Source organism: Pseudarthrobacter sp. NPDC059871 (assembly GCF_042731175.1).
Lineage (GTDB): Bacteria > Actinomycetota > Actinomycetes > Actinomycetales > Micrococcaceae > Arthrobacter.
Map to the genome: position 1 here is coordinate 417,825 of NZ_JBHWJV010000002.1, position 14,566 is coordinate 432,390.

At 65.6% G+C, this 14,566-nt stretch carries 13 protein-coding genes; 6 read left to right on the plus strand and 7 right to left on the minus strand.

Annotated elements, in window-relative coordinates; genetic code table 11:
- Positions 1–56 precede the first annotated feature (56 nt).
- Positions 57–266 carry a hypothetical protein gene (locus tag ACFV4R_RS04705; protein WP_015935719.1) on the plus strand — a complete coding sequence of 70 codons (210 nt, stop codon included), beginning with the start codon at positions 57–59 and terminating at the stop codon, positions 264–266.
- A 98-nt stretch (positions 267–364) separates the two neighbouring features.
- Here the strand turns inward: ACFV4R_RS04705 and ACFV4R_RS04710 are convergent, their stop codons facing one another.
- The 6 genes from ACFV4R_RS04710 to ACFV4R_RS04735 form a co-directional block, all read right to left on the minus strand.
- Entirely contained in the window at positions 365–577 is a 213-nt protein-coding gene (locus ACFV4R_RS04710) for a dodecin (RefSeq protein ID WP_015935720.1), read from the minus strand.
- Between the two features lie 62 nt (positions 578–639).
- The gene (locus tag ACFV4R_RS04715) at positions 640–1,926 is read right to left on the minus strand and encodes a polysaccharide lyase family 1 protein (protein ID WP_377201265.1); all 1,287 of its coding nucleotides are present in this window, start codon (positions 1,924–1,926) and stop codon (positions 640–642) included.
- A gap of 36 nt (positions 1,927–1,962) precedes the next feature.
- Positions 1,963–4,023 carry a pectinesterase family protein gene (locus ACFV4R_RS04720; protein ID WP_377201266.1) on the minus strand — a complete coding sequence of 687 codons (2,061 nt, stop codon included), beginning with the start codon at positions 4,021–4,023 and terminating at the stop codon, positions 1,963–1,965.
- A 91-nt stretch (positions 4,024–4,114) separates the two neighbouring features.
- Positions 4,115–5,035, minus strand: a complete 921-nt coding sequence (locus ACFV4R_RS04725) for a carbohydrate ABC transporter permease (protein WP_377201267.1) — start codon at positions 5,033–5,035, stop codon at positions 4,115–4,117.
- Between the two features lie 9 nt (positions 5,036–5,044).
- Positions 5,045–5,998, minus strand: a complete 954-nt coding sequence (locus tag ACFV4R_RS04730; RefSeq protein WP_377201268.1) for a carbohydrate ABC transporter permease — start codon at positions 5,996–5,998, stop codon at positions 5,045–5,047.
- 31 nt (positions 5,999–6,029) lie between these two features.
- The gene (locus ACFV4R_RS04735) at positions 6,030–7,334 is read right to left on the minus strand and encodes an ABC transporter substrate-binding protein (protein ID WP_377201269.1); all 1,305 of its coding nucleotides are present in this window, start codon (positions 7,332–7,334) and stop codon (positions 6,030–6,032) included.
- A 306-nt stretch (positions 7,335–7,640) separates the two neighbouring features.
- Between ACFV4R_RS04735 and ACFV4R_RS04740 the strand changes: the two genes are divergently transcribed.
- Genes ACFV4R_RS04740 through ACFV4R_RS04750 form a run of 3 tightly spaced genes read left to right on the plus strand, consistent with a single transcriptional unit; the run spans position 7,641 to position 11,118 of the window.
- Positions 7,641–8,513 carry a PmoA family protein gene (locus ACFV4R_RS04740; protein WP_377201270.1) on the plus strand — a complete coding sequence of 291 codons (873 nt, stop codon included), beginning with the start codon at positions 7,641–7,643 and terminating at the stop codon, positions 8,511–8,513.
- Positions 8,510–10,087, plus strand: coding sequence for a family 43 glycosylhydrolase (locus tag ACFV4R_RS04745; RefSeq protein WP_377201271.1), 1,578 nt, complete (start codon positions 8,510–8,512; stop codon positions 10,085–10,087). The genes ACFV4R_RS04740 and ACFV4R_RS04745 overlap by 4 nt, the downstream gene beginning before the upstream one ends.
- A 17-nt stretch (positions 10,088–10,104) precedes the next feature.
- Positions 10,105–11,118 carry a LacI family DNA-binding transcriptional regulator gene (locus ACFV4R_RS04750; protein WP_377201272.1) on the plus strand — a complete coding sequence of 338 codons (1,014 nt, stop codon included), beginning with the start codon at positions 10,105–10,107 and terminating at the stop codon, positions 11,116–11,118.
- Between the two features lie 87 nt (positions 11,119–11,205).
- On the opposite strand, the gene ACFV4R_RS04755 is transcribed toward ACFV4R_RS04750, so the two are convergent.
- On the minus strand, positions 11,206–11,910 hold the full coding sequence (locus ACFV4R_RS04755) for a FadR/GntR family transcriptional regulator (protein ID WP_377201273.1): 705 nt from the start codon (positions 11,908–11,910) through the stop codon (positions 11,206–11,208).
- Between the two features lie 173 nt (positions 11,911–12,083).
- Between ACFV4R_RS04755 and ACFV4R_RS04760 the strand changes: the two genes are divergently transcribed.
- Positions 12,084–13,574 (plus strand): four-carbon acid sugar kinase family protein, encoded by a 1,491-nt coding sequence (locus tag ACFV4R_RS04760; protein ID WP_377201274.1) that lies wholly within the window; start codon positions 12,084–12,086, stop codon positions 13,572–13,574.
- A gap of 37 nt (positions 13,575–13,611) precedes the next feature.
- Entirely contained in the window at positions 13,612–14,511 is a 900-nt protein-coding gene (locus tag ACFV4R_RS04765) for an NAD(P)-dependent oxidoreductase (protein WP_377201275.1), read from the plus strand.
- Positions 14,512–14,566 lie beyond the last annotated feature (55 nt).

The window sequence follows — 14,566 nt, forward strand, 5'->3', positions numbered from 1 at the left end:
TCCGTGGGGTTTCGTAGGCTTGGGGAACACACTTCTTCCCAAGGATGGTCTCAACGATGAAACGCATCGCGCTGCTGAAAGAACGCCAGGCCGCTCCCGCCGGCACCGCCTCGACGTCCACCGGCTCGCACTGCCCGGTGTCCGGACTGTGGAGCCCGGACCACGATCCGCACACGGTGCTGTCCTTCTTCGAGGGCCACGTTTTTCCCGCGTTCGACGGCGTTCCCACAGTGTGGCGGCGCCGGTCGCTGGGACAGGCCTACTAAAGCGAAGCCCACGCAGTACCCGCACAAGGGATGTGCCGGGATGAAGAAGGCCGTGACCCAAAGGGTCACGGCCTTCTTCATCTGTTTAGGGTCGCGTCCTACTGTTCTTCGAGGCGGAAACCGATCTTGATGGTCACCTGCCAGTCCGCCACCTTGCCGTCTTCGAGGTGGCCCCGGACTTCCTTGACTTCGAACCAGTCAAGGTTGCGGAGGGTCTGGGAGGCCTTGGCGATCCCGTTCCGAACGGCGTCGTCCACACCTTCCGTGGAAGTACCGACAATTTCAGAAATGCTGTACGTGTGATTGGACAACTTCGCTCCTCGTGATCATCGTTGCTCCCGGTTGCGGGCCGTTCCTGAAGACTAGTAGGACTTCAAGAGCCTTGGCCAGACCCTGCTTCACGCCCCACCCCTTCCCGGGCTGCCGGAGCCGGCTCGATTCGCAGGTGCGGCCCGGCGGTGCCGCTGACTGCAGGGGTCAGCGCAGCATCCGGGTTGGCAGCGTTATAGGCGTCCAGGACGTTGACCTTCCGGCCGTTGACCCAGGTGCCTGCCTCGTCGATTCCCGTTCCGCCGAAATTCCGGATGATCTGTGCGGCCGGGATGCCTTCCGCGAGTTCGAACGTGTTGTTACGGGCGATGATGCTGGATTCCACGCCCGCACCCCATGAGTACTGGTACTGCGCCGGGTCCGTCACGCGGTACACGTTGTTGTACACGTGCGCCTGCCCAAACCGGACCCGTGGCGCACGCTGCCCCAGGTCCACGAATTCGTTGTGGTGGAGGGTAACCCGCAGCTTGCCGCGGTCCGCCGTGGCACCGTCTCCGTTGCCCCACAGCATGGATTTGTCGTGGCCCGAGAGCCGGCTCCAGGACATGGTGACCAGGTCTGCCTGCCGGACGACGTCGAGGAGGCCGTCATGGCGCAGGAACCGCTCACCGAAATACCGCGGCTGGTCGGCATCGGCTGTTTCGCCGTCGTCCAGCGTCAGGTGGTCCAGCCAAACGTGGGTGGAGCCGGAGACCACCAGGTTGTCCCACTCGGTTTTCCAGGTATCCCCGTTCCAGCCCGGGAAGCAGTCATAGGCGTCGGAGAGGCGGAGGTTTCGGACGATCACGTTATCCACATTGTCGATGTTCAACGTGAAGCCAGAGAGCTGGACGTCACCAACGCCCACGATGGTGGTGTTGGCGCCAACGTTGATCCGGACCCGTTCACGCTGCTTCGCACTTGAATCCTTGCGGGCCTCCTCGAGGGGGCCGGAGGCCGGCCCCGTCCAGTTCGCGGGGTCGAAAGCCGCGAGGTAGGCCTCAAGTGAGTAGCCGCCGGTTGCGTAGTCCCCGCACGTGATGGCGGTGCCATCCGAGGCGGTGTTTGCGTTGAAGCCGTGCTTCACGTACACGATCTTAGGCTCGTTTCCTGCCACCGCGGCGGCAAGTTCATCCCTCGTTGAAACTTCGTGCACGTTCGCGGGCACGGCGCTGGAGCCGCCGGTGGTGCCGCCGTCAGCGGAGGCCCAGCCATCGCCTGCGGCGAGGACTTGCCGGCCCAGGTCGGGGGTGCTTTGCGAACGCTCGGCGCCGGATGGTGCCGCTGACGGAAGTGGTCCGGCGAGGGCAACAGCGGTGGCCAGTACAACGGATCCAGCCAGGGACATCATCTGTGGTTCTCCTCGAAAGGGTGGTCGCCAGCCATCTCAGCCACGTCCTGCCGGGGTCCAGTCGCCGAGGAACGCGTCTACGGTGAACTTGGCGGCCTCCGCCTCGGACAGCTGGGGATGGAATTCGTTGTCGTACGCGCCCGGGCCAGTGTTCCTGTACTCAGCGAACCTTCCTTCGGTCCAGGCGTGGCCGCTCATATCCGCCCAGCCTTGGACTGCGATGTGGTTGCCCAGGATCGAGTCCCGGATGACCGCCATGGGGTGTGCGTCCGGATCACTGCTGGCAAACCAGGGGCGGCCCAGGCTCACGGTGCCGGGAGCGGCATCGGAGGTAAGGGTGCTGTTGACGATCAGGAAGCCGTACGGGTTGGAGTTCTTGGTGCTCGGGGCCACGATGTAGCCGTTGTTCGTGTCGCTTCGCCGGTCCAGGGAATGGATGGTGCAGCCGTCAAAGACGGCGGTGCCGCGGCCGTACAGGAAGTCCACGTCGCCTTCGATGTAGCAGTTCTTCAGGTAGGTCCTGGCGCTGGCGTCCCTGCCCGTGGTGTCGGCGAGGTAGGTGTCCTGGTTGCCCAGGAAGCGGGTGCCGTCGAAAACCACCCTGTCTGCGACGCTGCGGACGGCCAATGCCTGGCTTCCTCCGTTGGCCGCTTCGTCATAGGCGTTTTCCACCGTCAGGTTGCGGACGGTGGTGCCCGAGGCTGCCACGGTCAGCGTGGCGCTGCCCACGGCTCCCCAGGTTCCGCCGAAGAACTTCGCACCGTTCGCGGGCAGGTCGTAGGTGATGACGACGTCGGCCGGGTTGGCTGTTGCGCCCTGGATGGTGAGGTTGGGGCGGTCCGCCCAGACGTTAACCACTTCGCGGTAGGTGCCGGGTTTCACGGTAATGCTCCGCGGCTGGGTGCTGCCGGCAGGGATGGAGCCGATGGCGGCCTGCAGGCTGCCGAAGTCTCCCGTCCCGTCCAGTGCCACGGTGATGTTTGCGGCCTTGTTCGGTGCATTGTTCTCGCGGGGTCCGGCGCCTGCACTGACGATGCCCGGCACTGCCGCGGCGCTGTCCACGGTGTAGGAGTAGTTCGCAGCGGGGTCGAATGCGGTTCCCACGTTGTCCTTGCGGCCCCGGGTGGAGTCGAAGATGTTGTCCCGGTTTACCACCTGGGTGGCGGGGTCCTTGGCTACAATCGGGTCCTGGACGGCGGTGAAGTAGTTTCCTTCCAGTACCACTTTGGCGTTGTTGCGGCCCATCATGCCGTACTGGCCAACGTCCTGCAGGTAGTTGTTGTAGACGTGCGCGGCGGCAGTGTTGTCCAGGCTGAAGTTCCGCTGGGTGGTGTTGCGGATCCAGTTGTGGTGGATGGTCATCTTCGTGACGGCGTTGGCGGTCCAGCCCACTCCCAGGGCTTTGTTGTTGTCCGCGAACACGTTCCAGGAGTAGGTCAGGTAGTCCGAGTCCTTGCGGGTGTCGATCAGGCCGTCGCCCATCCGCTCGAACTTCATGTGGTCCACCCAGACGTGGTGGCTGGTATCGAGCTGGATGCCGTCACGGTCGTTGTCCGGCCGCTTGCCGTCCCAGTCACCCGGGATGTAGGAATCCCGGACCGTGAAGTTTCGAAAGATCACGTTGGAGACATTGATCAGCTTGAAGCCGGCGTTGACCACCTCGGCCCCTGCCCCCGTGCCGATGAAGCTCTTGTTGGCAGCGACAGGTATCTTGACGTACTGGTCAGCCGTGAGGGAGCCGCTGATGAAGATCACCAGTGGCTCTGCAGCCGAGGCATACTCCTGGAGCTGGGCGATGGTGGAGGCCGTGACAATCCGTCCCGCCTGCCCGCCGGTAGTGCCCGCCAGCCCGTTCCCGGGAAGCGATGCGAAGCCGTCGGGCGTCTGCTTCCACAGCGGCCCGTTCCCTTCGGACAGCGAAGTGGGGGCAAGGACGGTGGCTGCCAGGACGGCATTTGCCTGGACTGTGGGTGCCGGGACCGACGGGGTCGCGGCACCGGAACCCTGCAGCGGCGGTGCCGCCGTCGCCGGGGCGCTTGCCAGGCTGGACAGAAGGACGACGGCGGTTGCCGCACCTAAGAACCGACGCAAACTCATGCAAAACTCCTTTGTTCCGGCTCCCGGGCAGCCTCCAGCCCGGGCACCGTGCACTGTGTTGTTGAGTGGGTGATGCGTGGAGAGACGCGGGCTACTTCAGGCCCGTGGTGGCGATGCCGTTGATCAGGTACTTCTGGCCGGCAATGAAGAAGCCGATGATGGGTGCGATGGACACTACGGACATGGCGAACATGGGTCCCCACATGCTCTGGCCCTCGGAGTCCATGAAGGCCCGGAGCGCCAGCGGGACGGTGTAGAGGTCCTGGTTCTGGATATAGAGCAGGGGTCCGAAGAACTCGTTCCACGTTGAAATGAACGTGAAGATGGCGGTGGTGGCCATGGCGGGAACGCAGAGCGGAAGGATGACCCGCAGGAACGTGCGGAATGGTCCGCAGCCATCGATCTGCGCGGCGTCGTCCAGTTCCCTGGGCAGCGCCTTCATGAACTGAACCATGAGGAAAATGAAGAACGCGTTGGTGGCCATGAAGTTCGGCACGATCAGCGGCAGGTAGGTGTCCAGCCAGCCGAGCTGCGAAAAGATGATGTACTGCGGCACCAGGAGCACGTGCCCCGGGAGCATCAGCGTTCCCAGCATCAGGGCGAAAAACAGCTTCCGGCCCGTGAACTCCATCCGGGCAAAGGCGTACGCCGCCAGGGCACAGGAGAAGATGTTGCCGATGATGGAGAAGACCACCACGATCATCGAGTTGATCAGGTAAACGTGGAACGGCTGGTTAAGCGCGGTCCAGCCCTCGGCGTAGTTGCTGAAATCCCAGTTGTCCGGCCAGAGCCCCAGTTGCCGGAAGATGTCGTTGCTGGGCTTGAAGGAGCTGGAGATCAGCCACAGCAGTGGATACATCATCACCAGCCCCACCAGGCAGAGGATCAGGTGCCGGGAAAACCGGGTGCCCCGGGTCCCGGTGAGGGCGTCTTCCGGATCCGCCTGCTTGGGCTGCTTCGCCGGTTTCCCGGGTTTGGTGGCTGATGTGGGAGGTGATTCGAGGAGTGCCATGGGGTTGCCTTAATTGTCGTAGAAGACCCAGAACTTGGATGCGATGAAGTTGATGGCGGTGAAGATCGCAATGATCATCAGCAGCAGCCAGGCCATCGCCGAGGCGTACCCCATCTCGAATTCGGTGAAGCCCTTTTGGTACAGGTAGAGGTTGTAGAACAGCGTCGAATCAGCCGGGCCACCGGTGCCGCCGCTCATGACGTAGCCCTGGGTGAAGGTCTGGAAGGACCCGATGAGCTGCATGATGAGGTTGAAGAAGATGATGGGGCTGATCAGCGGGATGGTGATGTTGCGGAACTGCCGCCACCGGGACGCCCCGTCGATGGAAGCCGCCTCGTAGTACATAGTGGGGACTTGCCGCAGTCCGGCCAGGAAGATCACCATGGGTGAGCCGAAGGTCCAGACGTTCAGGACTATCAGGGTGCTCAGGGAGAAGTCCGGATCCGTCACCCAGGCAGGGCCGGCGATCCCGAACAGTCCCAGAAAGCTGTTGACGATTCCTTCGTTGCCGAAGATGTAGCGCCACAGCATCACGATGGCCACGCTGCCGCCCAGCAGGGAGGGCAGGTAGTACACGGACCGGTAGATGGCCAGGCCCTGCAGTCCCCGGTTGAGCACCAGGGCGATGAGCAGGGCGACGGCCAGCGAAATGGGCACTGAAACGAAGGTGTAGATGAACGTGACCTTCAGCGACTGCCACAGCCGGGGGTCCTCGGTCATCGCCTGGAAGTTTGCCAGCCCCACGAAGTTGGGCTCGGTGAACAGGTTGTAGTCCGTAAACGCCAGGTACAGGGAGGCGAAGAACGGAATGATGGTGAAAAGCATGCCCAGGAACCAGGGCAGCAGGAACAGGTAGCCCGAGCGCTGGTTCCTTCGCCGCGCGGTGCCCTGCTTCCGGCGGCCCGGAGGTCCTGCCGCAAGCGAGGCCGCCGCGCCGGGGGCTTGTTTGGTCAGTACCGACATGCGTCAGGCTCCTTTCGGGTGTGGGCTGGTGCTACTTGTTGATGGCTGCATTGCTCTTGTCAAGGAAGGTCTTGGCGGCGTCGGCCGGGGTGATCCTGCCGAACTCAACCTCGGTGGCCAGCTGCTTGAGGGTGTCAGCCACCACGCTGGCGCCCTTGGGGTAGACGTAGGCCGGGGGAAGGTCGTCCTCCTGGATGGCGGCCATCATGTTGACGAAGGTGGTGTCGTCAGCGCTGAGCTTCGACGTGATGGACTCCGCCACATCGGGGTTGATCGGCACACCGCGCTGGGTCAGCGTTTCAGCTGCGCCGTCGGCGTCGTTGGTCAGGAAGTCAAGGAGCTTGGCCGCTTCCTTGGGGTGCTTGGACTTGGCAGCGATGGACCAGAGCATCGTGGGGTCGGCGGAGTAACCGCGCCGCTTGTCCGTGGTTTCACCAGGCATGCGCAGCAGTACCACGTCGCCTTGGACAGCCTCGTTATAGCCCCGGAAGTTGTTGATGGGAATGATCTGGGAAGCCACCGTGCCCTTCGCCAGGTAGGACTGCGCGGGCGAGCCGCCGATTTGCTCGAAGAATCCCGCGGGCGGGTACCCGCCGGCGTTGCGCAGGTCAACGCTGTACTGGAACCACTCGCGGATGGTGTCCTCGCTGACGCCGAGCTTGTTGTCCTCGGTATAGAAGTCCTCGCCGCGCTGCCGGGCAAGAAGGATGGGGCCGGTTTCCGTTGATACGTCGTAACCGGCGCCGTAGACCTTGCCGCCGGTCTTCTGGGTCACCTCGGTGGCAAATTTTGCGTAGTCTTCCCAGCTCCAGGTCTTGTCGTCAGGGATGGTGACGCCGGCCTGGTCCGTGATGGTCTTGTTCACCACCATGCCGATGGTGGTGACGCCGGTGGCCAGCCCGTAGAGCTTGCCGTCCACTTCGCCGCGGCTCTGTACCGTGTCCGGGATCTTCTCCAGGTTGAGTTCCGGAAGCCCTTTGAGGTCCGCCAAAGTGCCACGCTGCGCGTATTCGAGGAGGCTGCGGTTGGCCATGGCCAGGACATCCGGCGGGTTGCCGCCGGCGAAGCGGGTGGCCAGCTTGTCCGCGTAGGGGCCGCTGTCCTGGTACTCGCTCTTGACAGTGATGCCGGGATTCTTCTCTTCGAAGACCTTGATGGCCGCGTCCGTCATCTTGGCCCGGTTGGAATCGCCCCAGTAGACGAAGTTGAGTTCAACGTTGCCGCCGGCTGCCGGGGAACCACCTCCAGCGCAGCCGCTCAGGCCCAGGCCCGCGGCCGTGACTGCCGCTCCCAGGAAGATCCTGCGGGAGAACCCGGTGGTTGCTGTCTTCTTCATTGAATGACGCCTCTCTGTGGCTGCCCCGTAGGAGCGTTAGCCTGCTGAATTTTCCAGAAACTTTCTGCTGCCTCTGCCATCGACCTTCGCTGCCAACGAGGCAAAAGCCAACCCCGGGCAGGGATACGAAAGAAGTGAGTAAACGATTTCTAGCAAGCAGCGGCTGTGACTGTCAACACCTTTCCCAAAACAGATGCAGTTCTGAGAGCAGAAAGTTTCTGTGATACTTGCTGATTCTTTTCTGCATGCCTATGCTGTTCTCCATCGCCATAGGTGCGATGTATTTCCCACCGGAAGGAGGCGCCGTTGCCCATCCCAGCCCTTGAGCCCGCCCGGCTCATTGCCCTGGTTCCCGGCTCAGGCGTTGCGCCGGCCAGTGCACCGAGGCCGTACTTCCACCCGGTACGCTCCCTGTCCGGAACCGTGCTGACGGACGTCGCACCGGCAGACCATATCCACCACCTGGGATTGTCCGTGGCCTTTTCGGACCTGAACGGCACCAACTTCTGGGGCGGGTCCACCTACACGCAGGACCTCGGACCCGTGGTCCTGCCCAACCACGGCAGCCAGGCCCTGGACAGCTGGACCGAAGAGGAAGGCCGTGCCTCCGGTACCGTGCTGTGGACTTCCCGGCACGGAACCCTCCTGGCAGAGGAACGCCGCACGGTGGAGGTTTCCGCGCACCCCGCCCCGGGAACCTGGAGCCTGACCCTGACCTCGGTGATGGTCCCGGCGGGTGGCGTCCCCGCCCTGGAGGTGTCGTCGTCGGCCGTGAAAGGCCGCAGCGGCGCCGGATACGGCGGCATCTTCTGGCGCTTCCCCGCGGACTGCTCCGAAACCCGCGTCTTCTCCGCTGCCGGTGCCGGCGCGGATCCGGCGCACGGATCCCGCTCGCCCTGGCTTGCCATCAGCACCGTCACCGGCGGCGCGCCCGTCACGGTGGTGCTCGCCCAGGACGCTCCCACCCGCCCCTGGTTCATCCGCTCCGAGGGCTACCTGGGCGTGGGGCCCGCCGTCGCCTGGTCCGAAAAAGCGGTGGCCAGCGCCGCCCACCCGCTGGTCCAGTCGCTGCACGCCGTCATCCACGACGGCGCCGTGGCATCACCGGACCAGGCGCTCCACCTGCTTGAACACCATCCCGCCGTACGCACGCCCAGCCATCCCGACAGGACATCATGACCTCGCGCAACGCCGTCCCCGTGTACGCCAATCCCATCCTCAACGCCGACTGGCCGGACCCCGATGCCGTCCAGGTCCGCGGCACCTATTACATGGTTGCGTCCAGCTTCAACCGCGTTCCCGGGTTGCCCATCCTCAAGTCCCGGAACCTCGTGGACTGGGAGCACGCCGGCCACGCCCTGCTGCAGCTGCCGCAAGGCAGCCACTTCTCCCTGGTCCGCCACGGTGGCGGGGTCTGGGCGCCCGCGCTGCGGTACCACGACGGACGGTTCTGGATTTTCTACCCGGATCCGGACCACGGCATCTTCGTGCTAAGCGCCGAAAAGGCTGAAGGCCCCTGGACCGCGCCGCACCTCCTCTATGCAGGCCGCGGGCTCATCGACCCCTGCCCGCTGTGGGATGACGATGGCCAGGCCTATCTGGTGCACGGGTGGGCGAAAAGCCGGATCGGGATCAAGAACCGGCTCACCGTGCACCGCATGAGCCCGGACGCCGGAAAGTTGCTGGACCACGGCACCACGGTCATCGACGGCGAGGACCTCCCCGGCTACACCACACTGGAGGGGCCCAAGTTCTACAAGCGGGACGGCTGGTACTGGATCTTCGCCCCCGCTGGCGGCGTGGCTACCGGTTGGCAGGCGGTCTTCCGTTCCAGGTCCCCGTTCGGTCCGTACGAGGAGCGCCGCGTCCTGGAGCAGGGGAACAGTCCGGTGAACGGGCCGCACCAGGGTGCCTGGGTGACCTCGCCGCGGGGGGAGGACTGGTTCCTGCACTTCCAGGACCGCGGCCCCTACGGACGCGTGGTCCATCTCCAGCCCATGGGCTGGGATGCGGACGGCTGGCCATGGATGGGGGAGCAGGCGTCCGACGGCGGCCCGGGAACCCCCGTGGCCAGCCACCCCTACCCGCGGGGTACTTCGCCGCAGGACGTGGCGCCTCCGGCCAGTGATGACTTCGCCTCACCGTGGCTGGGCCCGCAATGGCACTGGCAGGCCAACCCCAGGCACTCCTGGTCCTTCCAGCCCGGCGGCGGCCGGTTGATCCTCCGGCCGCAGGCCAACGATCCCGTCAACCTCCGCGAGTTGCCCAATGTCCTGGCGCAGATCCTTCCCGGCACGCCGTCCACTTTCACCACGTCGTTGGAACTTAAGGACGTCCCGGCGGGGACCCGTGCCGGCGTGGTGGTGCTGGGGCAGGAATACGCCTGGCTGGGCATTATCCGGACCGCCGATGGATTCGTCCTGGGAAGCGGGACCGGGGGAGAGGGGCCGTCGGAGCAGGCGGCTGGCCGCAGCATTCCCCTCCCGGCTTCCCGCGTGGAGCTGCAGATCCGCACCGACGGCACGCCCCGGTCCACCTTTGCCTGGCGCCTGGGTCCCGGGGAGCCGTGGGAGGTCCAGGGCTGGAACTTCCGTGTTGTGCAGGGGAAATGGATCGGCGCGGAACTGGGGATTTTTGCCACGTCGCCGCTGGGATCGCAGGAGGGCGGCAGTGTTATCGTGGGACCCGTGCGCGTGGACACGGCGCCCGTTCGCCGGGCTACTGCCCCGCAGCTCGCCGCCGCAACCACATGACCCCAAGGACTGCCCCGTTGACCGCCACCCCGCGTCCCAAGATTGCAGACGTTGCGGCCGCCGCAGGGGTATCCGTGCCCACCGTCTCCAAGGTCCTTAACGGCCGCACCCATGTCTCGGACGCCACCCGCGCCAAAGTGCAGCAGGCCCTGGACGAGCTGGACTACTCCAAGAGGAACGCCGCCGCGGCCCAGCCCGGCATGCTGCAGCTGGTGGTCAACAACTTCGATTCGCCCTGGGTCCTGGCCACCATGGAAGGCGTGGAGGCCGCCGCGGACCGGTTGGGATATGCGGTGGCGTACGTCCGCGCCGAGCATGTCACTGCCGACCGCTGGCGCAAGCTGCGTGAACCCTCGGCGAACCGCCTGGACGGGGTCATGCTGCTGGCGCCGCGCAGCGGCTCACGCCTGGTCACCCTGGTGCGGTCGCTGAAGATCCCGGCCGTCGCCATCGACCCCGAGGGGACCGAAGGCCTGGATATCCCCAGCGTCAGCCCGGCGTCGTTCTCCGGGGCGCTCGCCGCCGTCGGCCATCTCCTGTCCCAGGGGCACCGCCGGATCGGAATCATCACCGGACGCAAGCACAGCCCGGGGCACGGCCGGGCGCGGTACGCGGCATACGCGGCCGGCCTGCACGAGGCCGGCCTGCCGGTCCTGCCGGAGCTTGTCCGGGACGGTGACTTCAGTATCGAGTCAGGCATGCGCCTGGGTGCCGACCTCCTGGATCTGCCAGAGCGGCCCACGGCCATCTTCACTGGCAGTGACCTGCAGGCCCTGGGTGTGATGAATGCGGCGGCGCAGCGCTCGCTGCAGGTACCCGGGGACCTCAGCATCGTGGGGTTTGACGACATCGCCCAGGCCGCGCTGACTTCGCCGCCGCTCACCACCGTCAGGCAGCCCCTGGCCCAGCTGGCCACCATGGCCGTGGGAATGCTTATCGAGCAGCAGGACGGCCATGGGGCGGTGCCTGCAGCTTTGGAGGTGGCCACCGAACTGGTGGTCCGCGGAACAACGGCCCCGCCGGCAAGCTAGCCGCCGGGGAAATGCAGTCCGGCCCGGCAAGCCGCTCCCGCCCGGCCATCCAGCCCCGACCGGCCGTTGCAATCCCTAAGTGGCCGGCTATTTGGCCGGGAGCACCAGGTTCTTCAGGTCGTCCAGCGTCTGCTGCATGTGGGCATCCATGGCCAGGCGGGAGCGGGTGGCGTCGCCTGACCGCAAGGCCTCTGCGATGTTCTGGTGGTGGCCGATGGCGTGCTCCTGGATGGCCGGAACGGCAGATGTTTCCGCCCGTCGCTTTTCCAGGACGCGGTGCAGCGGCTCAAAGAGCACAGAGACGAACACGTTGCCGGAAGCGCGCAGGATGACGTCGTGGAAAGCGAGGTCGGCTTCGACGAAGGACGTGACATTGTTGATGGCATGGGCGGCCTTCATCGCCGCAATGTAGGCGAACAGGGATTCGGTATCCGCCTCGGAGATCCGGCCCGCAGCCAGCTCGCAGGCACCGGTTTCCAGCATGCGGCGGAGTTCGATGAGCTGTACGGACGCCTCGGCTTCGTTCTTTCCCTCTGAGGCCGCCCGGAGCACTGCCTCAAGTGAGGTCCACCGGTTCAGCGGATTCACGAAGGTGCCCCGGCCACGCTCAACGCTGAGGATCTGTTGCGCCTGGAGCGTCTTCATGGCTTCGCGGACCGTCATCCGGCTGACCTCATGCCGGGCACTGAGTTCGTGCTCGCCGGGGACCGTTGATCCCGGCGGAAATTCGCCGTCGATGATGCGGTCCAGCAGTTCGTCGGCCACAACGCCAACCAACGACTTCCTTGCCATGGTTCCCCCGATTCCTGCCCTGGGCGTCTACCCGGCGGATATGTCTGACAAGTCTACTTGCGCGTCTTTTATGTCGTGTGCCACACTAGCATTCAAATGCAAGATGTCAGACATCTTACAGATTCATTTACACCTTGATCCGGCCCCCGGATCGCAACACAACGGAGTGCACTGTGACGCTTGAAGCAGACGTCCTGGCCGCCTATCCCGCGGACTTCCCCATCCCCGCAGCCCTGGTGGCCAGCACCCTGGCCGCTTCCAACGCGGAGACTCCCCGCGTCCTGGTAGTGCTCGACGACGACCCCACCGGAACGCAGTCCGTGGCAGACCTGCCCGTGCTCACCCAGTGGGATGTTGAGGACTTCGCCTGGGCCTTCAGCCAGTCCAAGCCGGCGGTCTACGTCCTGACCAACACCCGCAGCCTGGACTCGGCCGAAGCCGCCGCCCGTAACGAGGAAGTGGTCCGCAACGCCCTCACCGCCGCCGGTTCCAGCGACGACTCCAGCCTGCGGCTCGCATTCGTCAGCCGCAGCGACTCCACCCTCCGCGGCCACTACCCGCTGGAGCCGGACGTCATCGCCGCCACGGTCAGCGAGGTAAGCGGTGAAGCCACTGACGGCGTCGTGCTGGTCCCCGCTTTCCCCGACGCCGGCCGCGTCACCATCGGCGGTGTCCACTACATGCGCGGCACGGGTGAAACCGCCGGCACCCTGGTCCCGGTCTCGGAGACCGAGTTCGCCAAGGACGCCAGCTTCGGCTTCAGCACGTCCGTCATGGCCGAATATGTGGAGGAAAAGTCCAAGGGCCGGTTCGCCGCTGACTCGGTCATCGTCCTGGACCTGAACACCATCCGCGCCGGCTCTGCCGCCCAGGATCCCGCCATCTCCGCCAAGGCCATCGCCGACGCCATCGAGGGGGCCACCAACTCCACCCCGATCGTGGCGGACATCGTCACCGAGAACGACTTCCGCGCGCTGGCACTCGGCCTGGAAGAAGCCGAGCGCCGCGGCAAGAAACTCCTCTACCGCGTTGGCCCGCCGTTCGTCCGCGGCCGCATCGGCCAGGAAGTCCGCACCGCCCTGACCGCCGAGGAAGCCTATGAGGGCAACACGCCCTCCACCGCCGGCGGCCTGATCGTGGTGGGCTCGCACGTGGGCGTCACCACCCGCCAACTGAACGTCCTCACGGCCGAACACAGCTCCGCAAGCATCATCGAGATCGACGTCGAGAAACTCCTCGCCGATCCGGCGCAGGCGGCCGAGCACCTGGACGCCACAGTGGACGCCGTGGTCGAGGCCCTCCGCGGCGGCGACGTCATCGTGCACACCAGCCGGCTCCTGATCAAGACCGACGACGCCGCCGAAAGCCTGCGGATCGCACGCACTGTCTCCGCCGCCGTCGTCGCCGTGGTCAACCGCACCCTGAAGACCTTCCCGCCGCGGTTCGTCATCGCCAAGGGCGGCATCACCTCCTCGGATGTCGCAGCCCACGGCCTGGAAATCCGCCACGGCATTGTCCGCGGACCCATGCTGCCGGGCATTGTCTCCCTCTGGGAACCGGTGGACGGACCCGCCAAGGGCATCCCGTACATCGTCTTCGCCGGCAACGTGGGCGACGACGATTCCCTGGCCCAGGTCACCCGCAAGCTCAGCAACACCTTCTGATCCCCACAACACCCCAAAAGATTCAACGGAGAACACCATGACCAGCAACTACACCGTCACCGTTCTGGGCCTTGGCGCCATGGGCCTGCCCATGGCCACCCGCCTCGCCTCGCAGCTGACCGTGCACGGCTTCGACATCGCCGAACCGCGCCTGAAGCTCGCTGAAGAAGCCGGCATCGCCACGTTCGGCACCGCCCGCGAGGCAGCCAAGGGTGCCGACGCGGTGCTCCTCGCCGTCCGCAACGGCGAACAGCTCAACGAGGTCCTCTTCGGCGAGAACGGCGTGGCCTCCGTCCTGGAGCCGGGCGCCGTGGTCATCCTCGGCAGCACCGTTGGCACCGAAGCCATCCCCGCCACCGTCGAAAAGCTGGCTGCCTACGGCGTCGAGCTCGTTGACGCGCCGCTCTCCGGCGGACCCAAGCGCGCCGGTGAAGGCGACCTGCTGATTGTCGTCGGCGCTTCCCCCGAAGCCCGCGAGAAGGCAGCGCCCGCGCTGGAACTGCTGGCCTCCACGCTCACCGTGGTGGGCGACAAGCCCGGCGACGGCCAGGCCCTGAAGACCGTCAACCAGCTCCTCTGCGGCGTCCACATCGCGGCCGCCGCCGAGGCCCTGGCCCTGGCGGACGCACTTGGCCTGGACCAGGCCAAGACCCTCGCCGCCCTCGAAGCCGGCGCTGCAGGTTCCTTCATGCTCTCCAACCGCGGCCCGCGCATCCTTGAGGCCTACAACGAGGAAGGCGCCGAGGTCCTCTCCCGCCTGGACATCTTCGTCAAGGACATGGGCATCGTGGGCAAAGCCACCCGCGCCGCCGGCCTGGCAGCCCCCGTTGCTGCCGCAGCCGAGCAGCTCTACCTGCTGGGCCAGGCCCAGGGCCTCGCCGCCGCCGATGACTCCGCAGTCATCAAGGTGGTAGCCCCCGCCAAGCGCACCAACTAAGTACCAACCAGCAGCACCCTCCCCAAAACGTACGACGGCGGCGGTCCCCCCTCCG

What these genes read in the sequence shown, in the direction of transcription:
- ACFV4R_RS04725 (WP_377201267.1), bottom strand. Translation starts at nt 5,035, where the DNA reads ATGGCACTCCTCGAATCACCTCCCACATCAGCCACCAAACCCGGGAAA.
- ACFV4R_RS04705 (WP_015935719.1), top strand. Translation starts at nt 57, where the DNA reads ATGAAACGCATCGCGCTGCTGAAAGAACGCCAGGCCGCTCCCGCCGGC.
- ACFV4R_RS04765 (WP_377201275.1), top strand. Translation starts at nt 13,612, where the DNA reads ATGACCAGCAACTACACCGTCACCGTTCTGGGCCTTGGCGCCATGGGC.
- ACFV4R_RS04715 (WP_377201265.1), bottom strand. Translation starts at nt 1,926, where the DNA reads ATGATGTCCCTGGCTGGATCCGTTGTACTGGCCACCGCTGTTGCCCTC.
- ACFV4R_RS04745 (WP_377201271.1), top strand. Translation starts at nt 8,510, where the DNA reads ATGACCTCGCGCAACGCCGTCCCCGTGTACGCCAATCCCATCCTCAAC.
- ACFV4R_RS04720 (WP_377201266.1), bottom strand. Translation starts at nt 4,023, where the DNA reads ATGAGTTTGCGTCGGTTCTTAGGTGCGGCAACCGCCGTCGTCCTTCTG.
- ACFV4R_RS04755 (WP_377201273.1), bottom strand. Translation starts at nt 11,910, where the DNA reads ATGGCAAGGAAGTCGTTGGTTGGCGTTGTGGCCGACGAACTGCTGGAC.
- ACFV4R_RS04735 (WP_377201269.1), bottom strand. Translation starts at nt 7,334, where the DNA reads ATGAAGAAGACAGCAACCACCGGGTTCTCCCGCAGGATCTTCCTGGGA.
- ACFV4R_RS04730 (WP_377201268.1), bottom strand. Translation starts at nt 5,998, where the DNA reads ATGTCGGTACTGACCAAACAAGCCCCCGGCGCGGCGGCCTCGCTTGCG.